Origin of the sequence: Streptomyces sp. NBC_01235 (assembly GCF_035989285.1) — a bacterium.
GTDB lineage: Bacteria > Actinomycetota > Actinomycetes > Streptomycetales > Streptomycetaceae > Streptomyces.
This window is the reverse complement of the sequence record NZ_CP108513.1, coordinates 7,722,867-7,739,858: the sequence shown is the minus strand read 5'-3', so window position 1 is coordinate 7,739,858 and position 16,992 is coordinate 7,722,867. Positions and strand designations below refer to the sequence as shown.

The window sequence follows — 16,992 nt, the reverse complement described above, 5'->3', positions numbered from 1 at the left end:
GGGGTGCACCGGTTTCCGGTGCACCCCTGTGGGAATCTCGCGAGCCTCGGCGGGCCTCAGCCCTCGCTGACGCCCAGCTTCTGAAGGATCAGCTCCTTGACGCGGGCCGCGTCGGCCTGACCGCGCGTGGCCTTCATCACCGCGCCGACCAGGGCGCCGGCCGCGGCCACCTTGCCGCCGCGGATCTTGTCGGCGATGCCCGGGTTGCCGGCGATGGCCTCCTCGACGGCCGTGGTGAGCGCGCCCTCGTCGGAGACGACCTTCAGACCGCGCTTGACGACGACCTCGTCCGGGGTGCCCTCGCCCGCGAGGACGCCCTCGATGACCTGACGGGCCAGCTTGTCGTTCAGGTCGCCGCCGCTCACGAGCTGCGCGACCCGGGCGACCTGCTCGGGCGTGATCGCCAGCTCGTCGAGCGAGACGCCCGACTCGTTGGCGCTGCGCGCCAGTTCGCCCATCCACCACTTGCGGGCGGAGGCCGCGTCGGCGCCGGCGTCGATCGTGGCGACGATCAGGTCCAGCGCACCGGCGTTGAGGATCGACTGCATGTCGTTGGCGGAGATGCCCCACTCGGCGAGCAGTCGGCCCCGGCGGACCAGCGGCAGCTCCGGCAGCCCGGCACGGATCTCCTCGACCCACTCACGGGACGGGGCGACCGGCACCAGGTCGGGCTCCGGGAAGTACCGGTAGTCCTCGGCCTCCTCCTTCACGCGGCCCGAGGTCGTCGACCCGGTGTCCTCGTGGAAGTGGCGGGTCTCCTGGATGATCGTGCCGCCGGACGACAGCACGGCCGCGTGCCGCTGGATCTCGAAGCGGGCCGCGCGCTCCACGGACCGCAGCGAGTTCACGTTCTTCGTCTCGGACCGGGTGCCGAACTTCTCCCGGCCGTGCGGGCGCAGCGACAGGTTCACGTCGCAGCGCATCTGGCCCATCTCCATGCGGGCCTCGGAGACACCGAGCGCCTTGATGAGCTCGCGCAGCTCACGGACGTAGGCCTTCGCCACCTCGGGAGCACGCTCACCCGCGCCCTCGATCGGCTTGGTGACGATCTCGATGAGCGGGATGCCGGCGCGGTTGTAGTCCAGCAGGGAGTGGGACGCGCCGTGGATACGGCCGGTGGCGCCGCCGACGTGCGTCGACTTGCCGGTGTCCTCCTCCATGTGGGCGCGCTCGATCTCCACGCGGAAGGTCTCGCCGTCCTCCAGCTGGACGTCGAGGTAGCCGTTGAAGGCGATCGGCTCGTCGTACTGGGAGGTCTGGAAGTTCTTCGGCATGTCCGGATAGAAGTAGTTCTTCCGGGCGAAACGGCACCACTCGGCGATCTCGCAGTTCAGCGCGAGACCGATCTTGATCGCGGACTCGATGCCGATCGCGTTGACGACCGGAAGCGCGCCGGGCATGCCGAGGCAGGTGGGGCAGGTCTGCGAGTTGGGCTCGGCGCCCAGCTCGGTCGAACACCCACAGAACATCTTCGTCTTGGTGCCGAGTTCGACATGGACCTCGAGGCCCATGACGGGGTCGTAGGACGCCAGCGCGTCCTCGTACGACACCAGGTCGGTCGTGGTGGTCACGGTGAAACTTCCCTCTCAGCCCAGCAGGACGTCGTCGTCGCCCAGCCGCTTCAGCTCGCGGTACAGGATGGCGAGGCCGGTGACGATGGCGACGGCGGACACGGTGGCGTCGATCAGGACCAGGGTGTCCTTCTCGGCGCGGGCCTTCTTCAGCCGCTTGGCGACACCGATCGCGCCGAACGCGGTCCCGGCGATGGACAGGTACGTACCGGACTTGGACTTCTTGAAGCCCTTGGCCTTGTTCAGTGCACTCACAGCGACGGAGCCTCCTCGAGGAGCGGGTGACCCCACCTTTCCACGAAGGCGGCCTCGACGGCGGCGCCGACCTTGTAAAGGCGGTCGTCCTTCAGCGCCGGGGCGATGATCTGCAGGCCCACCGGGAGGTTGTCCTCCGGGGCGAGACCGCAGGGCAGCGACATGGCCGCGTTGCCCGCCAGGTTGGTCGGGATGGTGCACAGGTCGGCCAGGTACATCGCCATCGGGTCGTCGGCACGCTCGCCGATCGCGAAGGCGGTGGTCGGGGTCGTCGGGGAGACGATCACGTCGACCTGCTCGAAGGCCTTCTCGAAGTCGCGCGTGATGAGCGTGCGGACCTTCTGGGCGGAGCCGTAGTACGCGTCGTAGTAGCCGGAGCTCAGCGCGTACGTGCCGAGCATGATGCGGCGCTTCACCTCGGGACCGAAGCCCGCCTCACGGGTGAGGGAGGTGACGTCCTCGGCCGAGCGCGTGCCGTCGTCGCCGCTGCGCAGGCCGTAGCGCAGACCGTCGAAGCGGGCGAGGTTGGACGAGCACTCGGACGGCGCGATCAGGTAGTACGCCGACAGGGCGAGGTCGAAGGACGGGCAGTCCAGCTCGACGATCTCGGCGCCCAGCTCCTTCAGCAGGGCGACGGACTCGTCGAACCGCTGGATGACGCCGGCCTGGTAGCCCTCGCCGCGGAACTGCTTGACGACACCGACCCGCATGCCCTCGACGCTGCCGTTGCGGGCCGCCTCGACGACCGGCGGGACCGGGGCGTCGATGGACGTGGAGTCGAGCGGGTCGTGCCCGGCGATGACCTCGTGCAGCAGCGCCGCGTCCAGGACCGTACGGGCGCAGGGCCCGCCCTGGTCGAGCGAGGACGAGAAGGCCACCATGCCGTACCGCGAGACGGCCCCGTACGTCGGCTTCACACCGACCGTGCCGGTGACGGCGGCCGGCTGGCGGATGGAGCCGCCGGTGTCGGTGCCGATGGCGAGGGGCGCCTGGAAGGAGGCGAGGGCGGCGGAGGAGCCGCCACCCGATCCGCCGGGGATCTTGGTGAGATCCCAGGGGTTGCCGGTGGGCCCGTAAGCACTGTTCTCGGTGGAGGACCCCATGGCGAACTCGTCCATGTTGGTCTTGCCGAGGATGACGACGTCGGCGGCCTTCAGCCGCTTGGTGAGCGTCGCGTCGTACGGCGGGATCCAGCCCTCGAGGATCTTCGAACCGACGGTCGTCGGGATGCCCTCGGTGGTGAAGATGTCCTTGAGCGCGAGGGGAACGCCGGCGAGGGGGCCGAGCTTCTCGCCCCGCTCGCGCTTCTCGTCGACGGCACGGGCCTGGGCGAGCGCGCCCTCGCGGTCGACGTGCAGGAAGGCGTGGACCTTCTCGTCGACGGCCTCGATGCGCGCCAGGTGGGCCTCGGCGACCTGGACGGCCGTGAGCTCGCCGGAGGCGATCTTCGCGGCGGTCTCGGCGGCCGTGAGCTTGATGATGTTGACGTTGTCCGTCATGGCGGTTAGTCCTCCCCCAGGATCTGCGGCACCTTGAAACGCTGCTGCTCCTGGGCCGGGGCGCCGGAGAGCGCCTGCTCGGGGGTGAGCGACGGACGGACCTCGTCCGCCCGCATGACGTTCGTCAGCGGGAGCGGGTGCGAGGTCGGCGGTACGTCTTGGTCGGCGACCTCACTGACGCGGGCGACCGCGCCGATGATGTCGTCCAGCTGTCCCGCGAAGTGTTCGAGCTCTTCGGGCTTCAGCTCCAGACGCGCCAGCCGGGCGAGGTGGGCGACCTCCTCGCGCGTGATGCCAGGCATGCAGCGTTCCTCTGGGGTGGAGTGAGTGTTGGTTTGGACCTAGGGCCTGTCGTCGCATTCCCGTCGTCCGCCCAGAGGGCGGGCCCTGCGGCGAGCGTGCGTGCCAGGCGTCGCGGGGCAGGCGGGAATGTGGCGACAGGCCCTAATCCTAGGGGGCGGCGCCGTGTGCCCGTGAAACAGTTTCCCCCGCTCGTCGGCTTCCGTCAGTTTCGGCGGGCTTCCCAGGCCTCGCTGCGCAGGAACTGGTTGTCGTAGAGCTCCTGTACTTCGAGGAGGCTCTCCGGGGTGAGCTCGCCCAGGCGGATGCGCTGGAGGTGACGGAAGTAGCCGAAGCGTTCGACGCCGGGGGTGATCACGATGAGCAGGTCGGCGGCGCTTCCGGGGGCGGCGGCGAAGGCGTGCGGCTTGCCCGGCGGGACGATGACGAGGTCGCCGCGTTCGGCGGTGACGATGTCGTCGCCCGAGAGGAGCCGGGCCTCGCCGTCGAGGAGGTAGAACAGCTCGGCGGAGTGGTGGTGCAGGTGCGGGCGGGCGCCGTCGGCACCCTCGCCGAGGGTGACGCGGACGGCGGACAGCGCGCCGCCGGACGCACTGCTGTCGGCGAGCAGCTTGACGCCGACGGGGTCACCGCCGATGACCTCGGCATCGGCGTCACGGACGATCACGGAGTCGTCGAACTTCGGTACGAAAAGCGACATTGCAGTCCCCCTGGCAGGCGATGTCGGACGGTCAGACGGCGAAGAGCAGTGCGGCGCTGATGAGCACAACAACGGCCGTGGCGAAGTGAATTCCGAAGGCGACGGCCCTGGTTCCGCCGTGGCGCAGGACTATCAGGGTGTCGCCCAGCGGGACGAGGGCCACGCAGAGCATGAACCAGGCCTCGGCCCGCGCCCCGGCGAAGACCAGCAACGCGAGGCCCACCAGGCCGAGGGTGCCGTCCCTGACGCCCTTGATCGTGAGGTAGGCGCCGGCGTCGCCCGCGGGATCGGCCGGGACGCCGTAGCCGGCGGCGGAGGAGGCGGGCTGGAACAGGAACCGGTAGCCGAGGAACAGGCAGAACAGGTTGAGCGCGACGGCCAGTGTGTAGGCGGTGACGGTCATGGCGGATCCCCTCTCACTGTCACTAGCGGCGCTAGCGGCTATAGCGAAGCTATCAGAACACTGAAAGAATGACTAGCACCGCTAGAATCGGGCAGGTCGATTCAGACGCGCCGGGAGCGCGAACGAGCGGAGCGCGAGCAACTGATCGTCACGGCCGCGCGCGAACCGGCGGAGGCGGAGGGCTGGGAGGCGGTGACGACACGGCGCCTCGCCGCGGAGATCGAGTACAGCCAGCCCGTCCTCTGCAGCCACTTCAAGGGCAAGGACACGATCACGACGGCGGTCGCGCTGGAGGGCCTCGCGGAGATGGCGGCGGAGCTGCGGGCTGCGCGGACAGGGGCGCGGACGGCTGCCGGAGCGGCGGCCGCGCGTGCCGGCCTGGCGGCGGTGGGCGAGGCGTACACCGCCTTCGCGCGACGCCGGCCCGCCCTGTACGACGCGATGTTCACGCACACCGTGGACCTGCCGTTCGCGACGCCGCAGGCCCCGGCGGCGCCATGGGACGCCTTCAACGAAACTGGCGGCGGTCGTGGAGCCGATCGCGGCCGAGGGAGAGGACGCCGGCCTCCTCACGGAGACCTACTGGGCGGGCCTGCACGGCTTGGTGACGCTGATGCGCAGCGGACGCCTCCCGGAATCCGCCCACGCCCGGCGACTGGAGCCGTTGACCGGCCACTTCGCGGCGGCAGTGAGGTGAGGGGGGCTCTCGTCCGGGCTGAACGGGCGCCCGGGCCAAAGAGGTCAGTCGTCGGTGGCTGCCGCCGGGAGGGCTGCCGCGGGGCGCTGCCAGCCGCGTGAGCCTCGGGCCCGCAGCCACGCCGTCGCCTCCTCGGGAGGCATCGCCGCGGCCACCAGCCAGCCCTGCACCGCGTCGCAGCCCAGGTCACGCAGGCGCTCCCACGTCTCGTCGTCCTCGACGCCCTCGGCGACCACCAGAAGCCCCAGCGAATGAGCGAGGTCGACGGTGCAGCGCACGATCTCCGCGTCCTCGTTGTCGACGGCCAGCCGGGCCACGAAGGAGCGGTCGATCTTCAGCTCGCTGACGGGCAGTCGGCGCAGGTGCACAAGGGAGGAGTAGCCCGTTCCGAAGTCGTCCAGCGACATCTTCACGCCGTGCCCGGTCAGCCCGTTGAGGGTCGCGGCGGCCCGCTGCGGGTCCTCCAGGAGGACGTGTTCGGTTATCTCCAGTTGGAGCGCTCCCGCAGGCACTCCGTGCCGCGCCAACCGCGCTGCCACCGACCCCGCGAAGCCCGGCGTGTGGACGTCGCGCGGGGAGACGTTGACCGCGACCGGCACGAACAGCCCCTGGGCCCGCCACTTCGCGACCTGGCCGAGCGCCGTCTCCAGCACATACTCCGTCAGATGCGGCATCAGGCCCGACGACTCGGCGATCGCTATGAACTCGTCCGGCGGCACCTTCCCCCGCTCCGGGTGCACCCACCGGACCAGGGCCTCCAGCCCCGCCACCTGCCCGTCGAAGCGGACCTTCGGCTGGTAGTGCAGCTGCACCTCGTGCGCGTCGAGCGCGCGCCGCAGGTCGCCCAGCAGTCCGAGCCGGTCGGGGGTGTTGGAGTCACGCTTGGACTCGTACACCTCCACGCCCGTGCGGTCCCGCTTGGCCTGGTACATCGCCACGTCGGCCCGGCGCAGCAGGCCTTCCGCGTCGAGCGCGTGGTCGGGGAAGACGGCGACGCCGGCGCTGGCCTCCAGGACGAGGGTGAGACCGTCGAGGTCGAGCGGCGAGCTGAGGCCGGAGACCAGACCGCGGGCGACCCGGGACGCCGAGGTCGTGGAGTCGGCGACGGGCAGTAAGACGGCGAACTCGTCCCCGCCGAGCCGCGCGACCTCCGCCCCGCGCGGCAGGGCGAGCCGCAGCCGCTCGGCTATCTGGAGCAGCAGCCGGTCTCCGGCGAGATGACCGAGGGTGTCGTTGACCGAACGGAAACGGTCGAGGTCGATCAGCATCAGAGCGGCCCGGGCGCCGATGCGCTCGGCGTCGTCCAGGGCGGTCCAGATACGTTCCAGGAGCCACTGACGGTTGGGCAGCCCGGTCAGCGGGTCGCGCAGTTGTTCCTCCGCGCGGGCGCGGGCCATCCACAGGGTGGAGTCGAGGGCGACGAGCGGAATGGCGAACAGCGGCAGCAGGATCGGCTTGGCCACGGCCACCACGCAGATCAGCGGGGCGATACCCAGGAGAGCGACCGCTACCAGGCCCTGCCTGAGAAGGGCCGTACGGGCGACGGTGGGCAGTCCGCCGGAGCGCGGGGCGTGCAGATACCAGAGCAGGACGCGGGTGACGGCGAGGTAGGCGACGGCCACCAGGACGACCTGGGGGCCGGTGTAGACCGTCCAGCTGTCGGGGGTCCAGGGTCGCTCCACGGACGGTATCCGTCCGCAGGCGGCCAGCAGCAGCGCGCCCGCGCCGATGCCGAGGATGTCCACCGCGCCGTGCAGGACGCCCTGCCGCCAGCGGTGACGCCGGGCTATGCCGACCAGGACGACGACGGTGAGGCTGACCATGCCGGCGGGCACCCAGCCGTACAGCAGCAGGACGGCGAGGGTGAGGGCGGCGCCGGAGCCGGTGCCGCCCCACCAGCGGGCGCGGCCGAGCAGGACCAGGTGGCCGACGATGACGCCGGCCAGTACGGCCAGCGCCCAGCCGAGGGTGCCGGACGGGAAGAGCGCGTGGTTGTCGGTGAAGGCGCGGTAGAAGCCGGCGCCGAGGGCGAACCCGGCCGCCGCGACGACCGCGGCGGGCAGCGCGGGCCAGGACAGATGCCGGTCGGGTTCGGTGCCGGGCAGCCCGGGGTGCGGCTGGGCGGGTGTGCGGTGGTTCAGGGCGGGGTGCGGTGCGGTGTGGGGCGCGCGGTGCGGTGCGTACGCCTGCGCGCCCGGATGTCGCCCTGAGCGCGCCGTCCACCTCCCCCACCAGACGCCGGCGACCCGGAGTCGGCGCAGCCGTGCGTCCGGGGCGGCGCTCTCGGTCGGTTCCATTCCCGTCCCTCTCACAGCCGGCGGTGCCCACGCCACGCGGCCCGTTGCCCTACAACCCCGGGCGGCGCCGCGTCGGAAAACCCTTCCCCTTGCCCACCAGGAGCACGGGGATGCCCCGACCGCAGCTGGGCACGGCAGGCGCACATATCAACAGTAGGCCGCAGAAGGCTTCCACGGGCAGCGGTCGTCGACGGTTGCCCGAATGCGCCCCGGCCACCCGTATGCGTCTGGTATGCGCCGATCGGGTGGTCTTCAACCGCCACTCTTCGCTACTCCTCTGCCGACAGGGCGACTTCGGCCGCCGCCTCGGGCCCCTGTTCCAGCAGGACGGTGAAGCCGTCCTCGTTCAGAACCGGCACCTTGAGCTGCATCGCCTTGTCGTACTTCGATCCAGGGCTGTCACCCACAACGACGAATGACGTCTTCTTCGACACGGAACCGGTCACCTTCGCTCCACGGCTCTGCAGGGCGTCCTTGGCGCCGTCACGGGTGAAGTGTTCGAGGGTGCCGGTGACGACGACCGTCAGCCCTTCGAGGGGACGCGGCCCTTCGTCCTCACCGGAGCTCTCCTCTTCGAGGACGACGCCGGCTTCCTTCCACTTTCGGATGATGTCGCGGTGCCATTCCTCGGCGAACCACTGTTTCACCGCGGCGGCCACGATCGGGCCGACCCCGTCGGTGTTCTTCAGCTCCTCCTCCGTGGCCTCGTCGATACGGTCGATCGAGCGGAAGTTGCGCGCGAGCGCCTCGGCCGAGACCGGACCGACGTGCCGAATGGAGAGTCCGTTGATGAAACGGGCGAGCGGACGGGCCTTGGCCTCTTCGATGTTCTTGAGCAGCGCGAGCGTGTTCTTCTTCGGCTCGCCCTGCTGGTTGGCGAAGACCGTGACGATCTTCTCCTCACCCGTCCTGGGGTCACGCTTGGGCAGACCGCTGTCCTTGTCGAGCACGTGCGCCTTGATGGGAAGGAGCTTCTCGACGGTGAGATCGAAAAGACCGCCCTCGTCCACAAGCGGTGGATCGGCCGGCTCCAACGGCTGAGTGAGTGCGGCAGCCACGACCTCGCCGAAGTGCTCGATGTCCAGGCACTGCCGGCCGGCCAGATAGGAGACGCGCTCTCTCAACTGGGCCGGGCACGCACGTGCGTTGGGGCAACGAAGGTCGATGTCGCCCTCCTTCATGGCCTTCAGCGGCGTCCCGCACTCGGGGCACTCCGACGGCATCACGAACTCCCGCTCGCTGCCGTCCCGCAGGTCCGCGACAGGTCCCAAGATCTCGGGGATGACGTCACCGGCCTTGCGCAGCACCACGGTGTCGCCGATGAGCACGCCCTTCGCCTTGACGACGTCCTGGTTGTGCAGGGTCGCGAACTCGACCTCCGAACCCGCCACCGTCACCGGCTCGACCTGCGCGTAGGGCGTGACGCGACCGGTGCGGCCGACGCCCACCTTGATGTCGATGAGCCGGGTGTTGACCTCCTCCGGCGCGTACTTGTACGCGATCGCCCAGCGCGGCGCACGGGCCGTGGAGCCGAGCCGTCCCTGGAGGCGGATCTCGTCGAGCTTGACGACCACCCCGTCGATCTCGTGCGCCACCGAGTGCCGGTTCTCGCCGTAGTACGCGATGAACTGCCGTACGCCGTCCAGGTCGCCGACCACCTTGTTGTGCGGGGAGGTGGGCAGGCCCCAGGTCTTGAGGAGCTCGTAGGCCTCAAAGAGGCGGGTGAGGCCCTCGTAGCCCTCCAGGGCGCCGATGCCGTGCACGACCATGTGCAGCGGGCGGGAGGCGGTGACGCGCGGGTCCTTCTGACGCAGTGAACCGGCCGCCGCGTTGCGCGGGTTGGCGAAGGGCTTGTCGCCGGCCTCGACCAGACGGGCGTTGAGCTCCTCGAACTTCTCCATCGGGAAGTAGACCTCGCCGCGGATCTCCACGAGGGACGGAACCCCGTCGCCCGCGAGGCGGTCCGGGATCTCCGCGATGGTGCGCACGTTGGGCGTGATGTCCTCGCCCGTGCGGCCGTCGCCACGGGTCGCCGCGCGCGTGAGGCGGCCGTTCTCGTACGTGAGGTTGACGGCGAGTCCGTCGACCTTGAGCTCGCACAGGAAGTGGTACGCGGAGGCGCCGACGTCCTTGTGGACGCGCTCGGCCCAGGCGGCGAGCTCCAGGTCGTCGAAGGCGTTGTCGAGCGACAGCATGCGCTCGCGGTGCTGGACGGCCGTGAACTCCGTTGCGTACGCGCCCGCGACCTTCTGGGTCGGCGAGTCGGGCGTGCGCAGCCCGGGGTACTCCTCCTCCAGCGCCTCCAGGGCGCGCAGGAGCCTGTCGAACTCGGCGTCGCTGACGACGGGAGCGTCCTTCACGTAGTACCGGAAGCGGTGCTCCTCGATCTGCTCAGCGAGCTGCGCGTGCTGCTCCCGTGCCTCGGTGGGCACCGTCGTCTCCGCTTGCCTGTCGCCGGCCACCGTGTTGTCCTCCCGTTACTCTGGGTTGTCCGCGAGGGATCTCGCCGCCCGGACGCAGTGGGCGAGGGCCTGGCGGGCGTACGCGGGGGAAGCCCCCGCGAGGCCGCACGTCGGCGTGAGCGTGACCGCCTCCGAGAGAAGCCCCGGTCGCAGCCCCAGCCTGCGCCACAGCGTCCTGACACCCATGACGCTACCGGCAGGGTCTGACAATGCGGAGTCCGTGCCGGGCACGACACCGGCGAACAGCCGGGTACCCGCTTCCACCGCCTCGCCGATCGCGTCGTCGTCACGCTCGGTGAGCAGCGAGAAGTCGAAGGAGACCGCCGCCGCGCCGGCCCGGCGCAGGAGGGCGAACGGCACGTCGGGTGCGCACGAGTGGACCACGACGGGGCCGTCGCCGTGCACCCCGAGGACGTCCCGGAGCGTGGCCTCCACGACCTGCCGGTCGACGGAGCGGTAGGTGCGGTAGCCGCTGGCGGTCCTGACGTGGCCGCGGAGCACGCCGGTGAGGGAGGGCTCGTCGAGCTGGAGCACGAGGTGGGCGCCGGGCAGCCGGCGCCGGACCTCGGCGAGGTGGTCGCGCAGGCCCTCGCTGAGGGAGCCGGCGAGGTCACGGCAGGCGCCGGGGTCGGAGAGCACCGCCTCGCCGTTCTTCAGCTCCAAAGAGGCGGCGAGCGTCCAGGGGCCGACCGCCTGCACCTTCACCTGTCCCTCGTAGCCCTGTGTGAACTCCTCCAGCGCGTCGAGGTCCTCGCGCAGCCAGGACCGGGCCCGCTTGGTGTCCCGTCCCGGCCGGTCGCCGATCCGCCAGCCGCTGGGCTCCACGCGCGCGTACAGCTCGACGAGCAGGCCCGCGGTGCGGCCGATCATGTCGGCGCCGGGGCCTCGGGCGGGCAGTTCGGCGAGGAACGGGAAGTCCTCGAAGGACCCGGTGACGGTCTTGGCGGCCTCACGGGCGTCGCCGCCGGGCAGGGAGCCGATGCCGGTGGCTGCGCCAAAGCTGAACTGAGTGCTGTTGCTCACCCCGGAAGCCTACGTAAACCCTCCGGGGAAGTCGCCGTCCCTGGGGGCTGCCGCCCCCGGACCCCCGCTGTCGACCCTGAACGGGCCTGGTCCTCAATCGCTGGACGGGCTGAAATGCGCGACCGTCGCCGTCACCTGCCCGGTCGCACCGTCAGGTCGTTGACCTCCGCGTCCCGGGGCAGGTCGAGGGCCATCAGGATTGTTGTCGCCACCGACTCCGGGTCGATCCACTTCGACGCGTCGTACTCCTTGCCCTCCTGCTGGTGGACCTTGGCCTGCATGGGGCTGGCGGTGCGGCCGGGGTAGACCGAGGTGACGCGGACGCCGGCCGCGTGCTCCTCGTGGCGGAGCGAGTCGGCCAGGGCCTTCAGACCGTGCTTGGACGCCGCGTACGCGGACCAGTCGGCGTGGGCGTTGAGGCCGGCGCCGGAGTTGACGAAGACCACATGGCCCCGCGCGGCCCGGAGTTGGGGCAGGAAGTGCCGGGTCAGCTCTGCGGGGGCGATCAGGTTGACGTTGAGCTGGTGACGCCAGGACTTGGGGGTCAGGTCACCGACCGGGCCGAGGTCGACCACGCCCGCGATGTGCAGCAGCGAGTCGACCCGGTCCGGGAGCGACTGGTGGGAGAACGCCCAGCTCAGCTTGTCGGGATCGGCCAGGTCGCCGACGAGCGTCCGCGCGCCGGGGAACTCCGCCGCGAGTTCCTTCGCGCGGCCCGCGTCGCGCGCGTGCAGCACGAGTTCGTCCCCGCGCGCGTGCAGGCGGCGGGCGACGGCCGCGCCGATGCCGGAGCCCGCTCCGGTGATCACATGAGTAGCCATGCCCGCCATGCTCGCATCGGCGAGGGCTACTCGATGCCCTGGCTCTCTTCGAGGTAGGCCAGCGCACCCACCGGCTCCTCCGCGAAGAACACCAGGTCGGTGAGGGGACGGGGCAGGAAGCCCTCGCTCTCCATGCGCCGGAACTGCTGCTTGAGGCCGTCGTAGAAGCCCGCGGTGTTCAGCAGCACGACCGGCTTGTCGGTGTGGCCGTGCTTCTTCAGCTCCAGGATCTCGGTGGCCTCGTCCAGCGTGCCGGTGCCGCCTACCATGATCACGACAGCGTCGGACTTCTCCAGGAGCAGCCGCTTGCGCTCGGCCAGATCCTTCGCGATGACCATCTCGTCGGCCCCGGCCCGCGCCTTGGCCGCAAGGAAGTCCACCGACACCCCGCACAGCCGGCCGCCCGTCTCCTGCACCCCGTCGGCCACCACCTTCATCAGACCGACGTCCGAACCGCCCCACACGAGCGTATGGCCGCCTTTGCCGAGCAGTTCGGCGAACTCGCGCGCGGGGCGCGTGTAACGGTCGTCGAGGTCGGCCGCGGAGAGGAAGACACAGATACGCATGCCGCCACGGTACGCGGGAAGAACCAGGGGCCCGCGAGTGCTTTTCCGATATGACCGAAGGACACACGATCACGATCGAGCAGGGCGACCGGCACATCAGGGTCGTCCACGGGGACCACGTACTGGCCGAGACCGACCGGGCGCTCGTCCTGCGCGAGACGGGCTGTCCGGTGCGGTACTACATCCCCGCCGAGGACGTACGGCTCGACCTCCTGACCCCCTCCGACACCCACACGTACTGCCCCTTCAAGGGAACGGCGTCCTACTGGTCGCTGCCCGGCGCCGCCGACCTGGTCTGGGCCTACCCCGACCCGAAGCCGGACGTCGCCGCGATCAAGAACCATCTCTGCTTCTACGAAGTGACCGTCTCTCCGGCCTGATCACGGGGCGCACCCCTCACCCGGGCGGGCAATGCACTGTCCGGGCTGGTCAGGGCTTTGTCCGGATTCCGTGCGGGACAGCGGGGCATGACCGAATCCCCGGTTGTCCGGTGCCTCATGGCTGGAACACCATGCGTGCATGGGGAACTTGGGAGAGCTGTCGCCGTACGAGGCCCGGGACGCCGTCGGCTTCGTCGCGTCGATGCAGCGACTCAAGGAGCGTGCCGGGCTGACCTACCGCGAACTGGAGGAGCGGGCCGCCCGCAACGGTGACGTGCTGGCACGCAGCACGCTGGCCGACATCCTGCGCAGGACGAGCCTTCCAAGGCCCGACGTGCTGGCCGCGTTCGTCCGCGCCTGCGGGGACGGACAGCGGGTCGACGCCTGGCTGGACGCGAGGGAGCGGATCGCCGCGGGCCTCGCGGCCGGGGCCGAGCCCTCCACGGTGTCCGGACCCGGCCAGGAGGCCGAAGACGGGCCTGCGCCGCGGACCGAGGACTCCCCGGCGGCGCGGCCCCGGCGGGCCACCGGACGCACCGTCGTGCTCACGGCCGGTCTCGTGGTCCCGTTGCTCGCCCTGGCCGTCTGGGGGCTGTTCCCCGGGGGCTCCGACGGCTCCAAAGGTTCCAGGAACTCCGCCGATTCGAGCGGTGCACCGGCTGTCCCGGGCAGCGCAGCGGCTGTCTCGGGCGCCGCCTCCCGGGCCCCGGTCGACGGCTGGGTCACCGTGCGCCCGGTCCGCACGCCGGACCTCTGTCTGACGGACGGACGCGACCGGGGCGGCGCCTACGGGAGTGCCGTCGCCGTCCAGCTTCCCTGTGCCCGGGCCACCGTGCCGCGCACCTATCTCGAACCGTTCGGCGAGGGCCTCTACCGCATCCAATGGCATCACCCCCAGCTCGGGAAGGGGTGCCTGACGATCATGAGCACCGGTCCGGTGAAGGGCATGCTCGAGCCCCGGAACGACTGCGGCCAGGCCACCCTGTTCCGCGTGGAGGCCGCCTCCGCCGACGACGCCGGAGGTTTCCGGCTTCGCCCGGCCCACGGCAGCACGTGCATCGGCATGGCCGGCGACGACAGCACCGTGGGGGCCGAAGCGGTCGAGGAGCGCTGCACCGGCGCGGCCGACCAGCGGTTCCTCATCCGGGCGGACTGACGGTCCCGGGCCCTGGCCCGGCCCCGCCACACCGACAAGTCCCGTCCCGTCTGACAGTCTCCACAGGCATGGACAAGAAGACGCTTTCACGCGACGGCACCGCCATCGCGTACGAACGCAGGGGACAGGGCCCCGCCGTCATCCTGGTGAGCGGGGCGATGTCCACGGGCGGCACCATGGCGCCCCTGGCCGCCCTGCTCGCGGACCGCTTCACGGTCCTCTGCTACGACCGCCGGGGCCGCGGCGAGAGCGGCGACACGGCGCCGTACACGGTGCGGCGCGAGATCGAGGACCTGGCGGCGCTCATCGACGCGGCGGGCGGCGAGGCCGCGCTCTACGGCATCTCGTCGGGCGGCGCGCTGGCGCTGCGGGCGGCGGCCGACGGGCTGCCGGTACGCCGGGTGGCCGTGTACGAGACGCCGTTCGCCGTCAACGAGGAGGGGGCCAAGGAACGCGCCGATTACACGTCGAACCTCACCGAGGCGCTGACGCAGGGGCGGCGCGGGGACGCCGTCGAACTGTTCCTGCGGCTGACGGGGCTGGCCGAGGAGATGATCCGGGGCGCCCGTCAAGCACCGATGTGGACGGGGATGGAGGCCCTCGCGCCGACCCTCGCGTACGACGACGCCGTCATGGGCGACGGGCTGGTGCCCCGGGAGCGGCTGGCCTCGATCGGCGTGCCCGTGCTGGCCGTGGCCGGCGAGGCGAGTCCGCCGTGGCTGCGCGAGGCCGTGCGTGCCGTCGCGGAGGCGGTTCCCGACGGCACGTACCGGACCCTCGAAGGGCAGACCCACGCGGTCGATCCGAACGTCCTGGCGCCGGTACTGGCCGAGTTCTTCGGCCAGTAGGAGCAGCGGACCAGTAGGTCAATAGGTCAGGACACCCCGGCCGTCGCCCGCACCGTGGACGCGATCGTGGCCGAGCCCACCACGCGGGTGTCGTCGTACAGCACGATCGCCTGGCCGGGGGCCACGCCCCGGACGGGCTCGCGGAACGTGACCTCCAGGCGGCCGTCGACCAGTTCGGCGGTCACCTCGGTCTCGCCGCCGTGGGCACGCAGCTGGGCGGTGTACGTGCCGGGGCCGGTGGGGGCGGCTCCGCACCAGCGGGGCTTGATCGCCGTCAGGGCGGTCACGTCCAGGGCGGCGGCCGGGCCGACCGTCACCGTGTTGTTCACCGGGGAGATGTCCAGGACGTAGCGCGGCTTGCCGTCGGCGGCCGGGGTGCCGATGCGCAGCCCCTTGCGCTGGCCGATGGTGAAGCCGTACGCGCCCTCGTGGGTGCCGATCCTCGTGCCGGACTCGTCGACGATGTCGCCCTCCGCCTTGCCGAGGCGCTTGGCCAGGAAGCCCTGGGTGTCGCCGTCGGCGATGAAGCAGATGTCGTGCGAGTCGGGCTTCTTGGCGACCGCCAGGCCCCGGCGCTCGGCCTCCGCGCGGATCTCGTCCTTCGTCGTCACCGTGTCACCGAGGGGGAAGAGCGCGTGGGCGAGCTGGCGGTCGTCCAGAACGCCGAGGACGTACGACTGGTCCTTGGCCATGTCGGAGGCGCGGTGGAGTTCCCGGGTGCCGTCCTCGCGGACGACGACCTGCGCGTAGTGCCCGGTGCAGACCGCGTCGAAGCCGAGCGCGAGCGCCTTGTCGAGCAGGGCGGCGAACTTGATCTTCTCGTTGCAGCGCAGGCAGGGGTTGGGGGTGCGGCCGGCCTCGTACTCGGCGACGAAGTCGTCGACGACGTCCTCGCGGAAGCGGTCGGCGAGGTCCCAGACGTAGAACGGGATGCCGATGACGTCGGCGGCGCGGCGGGCGTCGCGGGAGTCCTCGATGGTGCAACAGCCTCGCGCGCCCGTGCGGAACGACTGCGGGTTCGCGGAGAGCGCGAGGTGGACGCCGGTCACGTCGTGGCCGGCTTCCGCGGCGCGGGCGGCGGCGACGGCGGAGTCGACCCCGCCGGACATGGCGGCGAGTACGCGAAGGGGGCGGGAGCGCTGCGAGGTCTCAGTCATAACCCTTCCAGGGTACGGGTCGTCGGGAACCAGATCCCGCGAGTATCCGTTGACGATCACGAGGGGCGAGGAAGGGCACGGACATGGGGGAGAAGAAGAGCGACTCCGACCGGCGGATCGGGCGGCGGGCCCTGCTGATCGGCGGGGCGGTGGCCGCCGTCGGCACCGGGGTGCTGGCGCGTGAGGAGCTGGCGCGGCTGTACTGGCGGCTGCCCGGTGTGCGCAGGAAGCGGGTGGAGGGGGCCGTCGACTTCGTGGGCGCGCGGTGGGTGGCGGCGTCGGAGGCGAACTTCCGCTGGGCGGACCGGCCGGACGACTACGGGATCGACATGGTCGTCATCCATGTCACCCAGGGCGACCTGGACAGCGCGGTGAAGGCGTTCGAGGACCCGGGGCACAAGGCGGCGGCGCACTACATCGTCGGCAAGGACGGGCACATCACGCAGATGGTCCGCGAGCTGGACGTGGCCTACCACGCGGGCAACCGCGCGTACAACGAGCGCAGTGTCGGCATCGAGCACGAGGGCTTCGTGGACCGGCCGAAGGACTTCACCGACGCGATGTACGCCGCCTCGGCCCGGCTGACGGCCGCGATCTGCCGGCGGTACGACATACCCGTCGACCGCGAGCACATCATCGGGCACGTGGAGGTGCCGGGTACGGACCACACCGACCCCGGCGAGCACTGGAACTGGAAGCGGTACCTGCGGCTCGTCGAGGAAGCGCAGACCGCTTCGGCCTGAGCGTCACCCCGGGCATCACCTCAGGGTCACGGTGACGCGGGCTCGCCGTGACGTGATGTCACTATGACGCAGGTCACACGTGCCCGATATCGTGAAAGCTTGATGAGCGTCGGC

The 16,992-nt window shown here is 71.0% G+C and carries 16 protein-coding genes and 1 pseudogene; 5 read left to right on the top strand and 12 right to left on the bottom strand.

Annotation, left to right across the window (positions count from 1 at the left end; all coding sequences use genetic code 11):
• Positions 1 to 56: 56 nt before the first annotated feature.
• From gatB to OG289_RS34960, 6 genes are all read right to left on the bottom strand, one after another.
• On the bottom strand, positions 57 to 1,571 hold the full coding sequence (gene gatB, locus OG289_RS34985; protein WP_327318041.1) for an Asp-tRNA(Asn)/Glu-tRNA(Gln) amidotransferase subunit GatB: 1,515 nt from the start codon (positions 1,569 to 1,571) through the stop codon (positions 57 to 59).
• A 15-nt stretch (positions 1,572 to 1,586) separates the two neighbouring features.
• Entirely contained in the window at positions 1,587 to 1,826 is a 240-nt protein-coding gene (locus OG289_RS34980; RefSeq protein ID WP_069770484.1) for a hypothetical protein, read from the bottom strand.
• On the bottom strand, positions 1,823 to 3,325 hold the full coding sequence (gene gatA / locus OG289_RS34975) for an Asp-tRNA(Asn)/Glu-tRNA(Gln) amidotransferase subunit GatA (RefSeq protein ID WP_327318040.1): 1,503 nt from the start codon (positions 3,323 to 3,325) through the stop codon (positions 1,823 to 1,825). Before gatA ends, OG289_RS34980 begins: the two co-directional genes overlap by 4 nt.
• Positions 3,326 to 3,330: 5 nt before the next feature.
• Positions 3,331 to 3,627 carry an Asp-tRNA(Asn)/Glu-tRNA(Gln) amidotransferase subunit GatC gene (gatC, locus tag OG289_RS34970; RefSeq protein ID WP_007384860.1) on the bottom strand — a complete coding sequence of 99 codons (297 nt, stop codon included), beginning with the start codon at positions 3,625 to 3,627 and terminating at the stop codon, positions 3,331 to 3,333.
• Positions 3,628 to 3,830: 203 nt separating this feature from the next.
• A complete protein-coding gene (locus tag OG289_RS34965; RefSeq protein WP_327318039.1) occupies positions 3,831 to 4,325 on the bottom strand; it encodes a cupin domain-containing protein in 495 nt (164 codons plus the stop codon).
• A 31-nt stretch (positions 4,326 to 4,356) separates the two neighbouring features.
• The gene (locus OG289_RS34960; protein ID WP_327318038.1) at positions 4,357 to 4,728 is read right to left on the bottom strand and encodes a DUF4267 domain-containing protein; all 372 of its coding nucleotides are present in this window, start codon (positions 4,726 to 4,728) and stop codon (positions 4,357 to 4,359) included.
• Between the two features lie 99 nt (positions 4,729 to 4,827).
• On the opposite strand from OG289_RS34960, the pseudogene OG289_RS34955 reads away from it, so the two are divergent.
• A pseudogene (locus OG289_RS34955) lies at positions 4,828 to 5,425 on the top strand (TetR/AcrR family transcriptional regulator).
• 44 nt (positions 5,426 to 5,469) lie between these two features.
• Here OG289_RS34955 and OG289_RS34950 read toward each other — a convergent pair.
• From OG289_RS34950 to OG289_RS34930, 5 genes are all read right to left on the bottom strand, one after another.
• Entirely contained in the window at positions 5,470 to 7,722 is a 2,253-nt protein-coding gene (locus OG289_RS34950; protein ID WP_327318037.1) for a putative bifunctional diguanylate cyclase/phosphodiesterase, read from the bottom strand.
• 269 nt (positions 7,723 to 7,991) lie between these two features.
• Positions 7,992 to 10,184, bottom strand: coding sequence for an NAD-dependent DNA ligase LigA (ligA, locus tag OG289_RS34945; RefSeq protein WP_327318036.1), 2,193 nt, complete (start codon positions 10,182 to 10,184; stop codon positions 7,992 to 7,994).
• Between the two features lie 15 nt (positions 10,185 to 10,199).
• A complete protein-coding gene (locus OG289_RS34940; RefSeq protein WP_327318035.1) occupies positions 10,200 to 11,207 on the bottom strand; it encodes a methionine synthase in 1,008 nt (335 codons plus the stop codon).
• A 131-nt stretch (positions 11,208 to 11,338) separates the two neighbouring features.
• Positions 11,339 to 12,037: an SDR family oxidoreductase gene (locus tag OG289_RS34935; RefSeq protein WP_327318034.1), complete on the bottom strand. Its 699-nt coding sequence runs from the start codon at positions 12,035 to 12,037 to the stop codon at positions 11,339 to 11,341.
• A gap of 17 nt (positions 12,038 to 12,054) precedes the next feature.
• Positions 12,055 to 12,594 carry a TIGR00730 family Rossman fold protein gene (locus tag OG289_RS34930; RefSeq protein ID WP_327318033.1) on the bottom strand — a complete coding sequence of 180 codons (540 nt, stop codon included), beginning with the start codon at positions 12,592 to 12,594 and terminating at the stop codon, positions 12,055 to 12,057.
• Between the two features lie 50 nt (positions 12,595 to 12,644).
• Here OG289_RS34930 and OG289_RS34925 point away from each other — a divergent pair, with 50 nt between their 5' ends.
• From OG289_RS34925 to OG289_RS34915, 3 genes are all read left to right on the top strand, one after another.
• A complete protein-coding gene (locus tag OG289_RS34925; RefSeq protein WP_327318032.1) occupies positions 12,645 to 12,974 on the top strand; it encodes a DUF427 domain-containing protein in 330 nt (109 codons plus the stop codon).
• Between the two features lie 139 nt (positions 12,975 to 13,113).
• Positions 13,114 to 14,130: a helix-turn-helix transcriptional regulator gene (locus OG289_RS34920; protein WP_327318031.1), complete on the top strand. Its 1,017-nt coding sequence runs from the start codon at positions 13,114 to 13,116 to the stop codon at positions 14,128 to 14,130.
• 68 nt (positions 14,131 to 14,198) lie between these two features.
• Entirely contained in the window at positions 14,199 to 14,978 is a 780-nt protein-coding gene (locus OG289_RS34915) for an alpha/beta fold hydrolase (RefSeq protein ID WP_327318030.1), read from the top strand.
• A gap of 26 nt (positions 14,979 to 15,004) precedes the next feature.
• On the opposite strand, the gene mnmA is transcribed toward OG289_RS34915, so the two are convergent.
• On the bottom strand, positions 15,005 to 16,135 hold the full coding sequence (gene mnmA, locus OG289_RS34910) for a tRNA 2-thiouridine(34) synthase MnmA (protein WP_327318029.1): 1,131 nt from the start codon (positions 16,133 to 16,135) through the stop codon (positions 15,005 to 15,007).
• Between the two features lie 83 nt (positions 16,136 to 16,218).
• Between mnmA and OG289_RS34905 the strand changes: the two genes are divergently transcribed.
• The gene (locus tag OG289_RS34905; protein ID WP_327318028.1) at positions 16,219 to 16,878 is read left to right on the top strand and encodes an N-acetylmuramoyl-L-alanine amidase; all 660 of its coding nucleotides are present in this window, start codon (positions 16,219 to 16,221) and stop codon (positions 16,876 to 16,878) included.
• Positions 16,879 to 16,992: the final 114 nt, after the last annotated feature.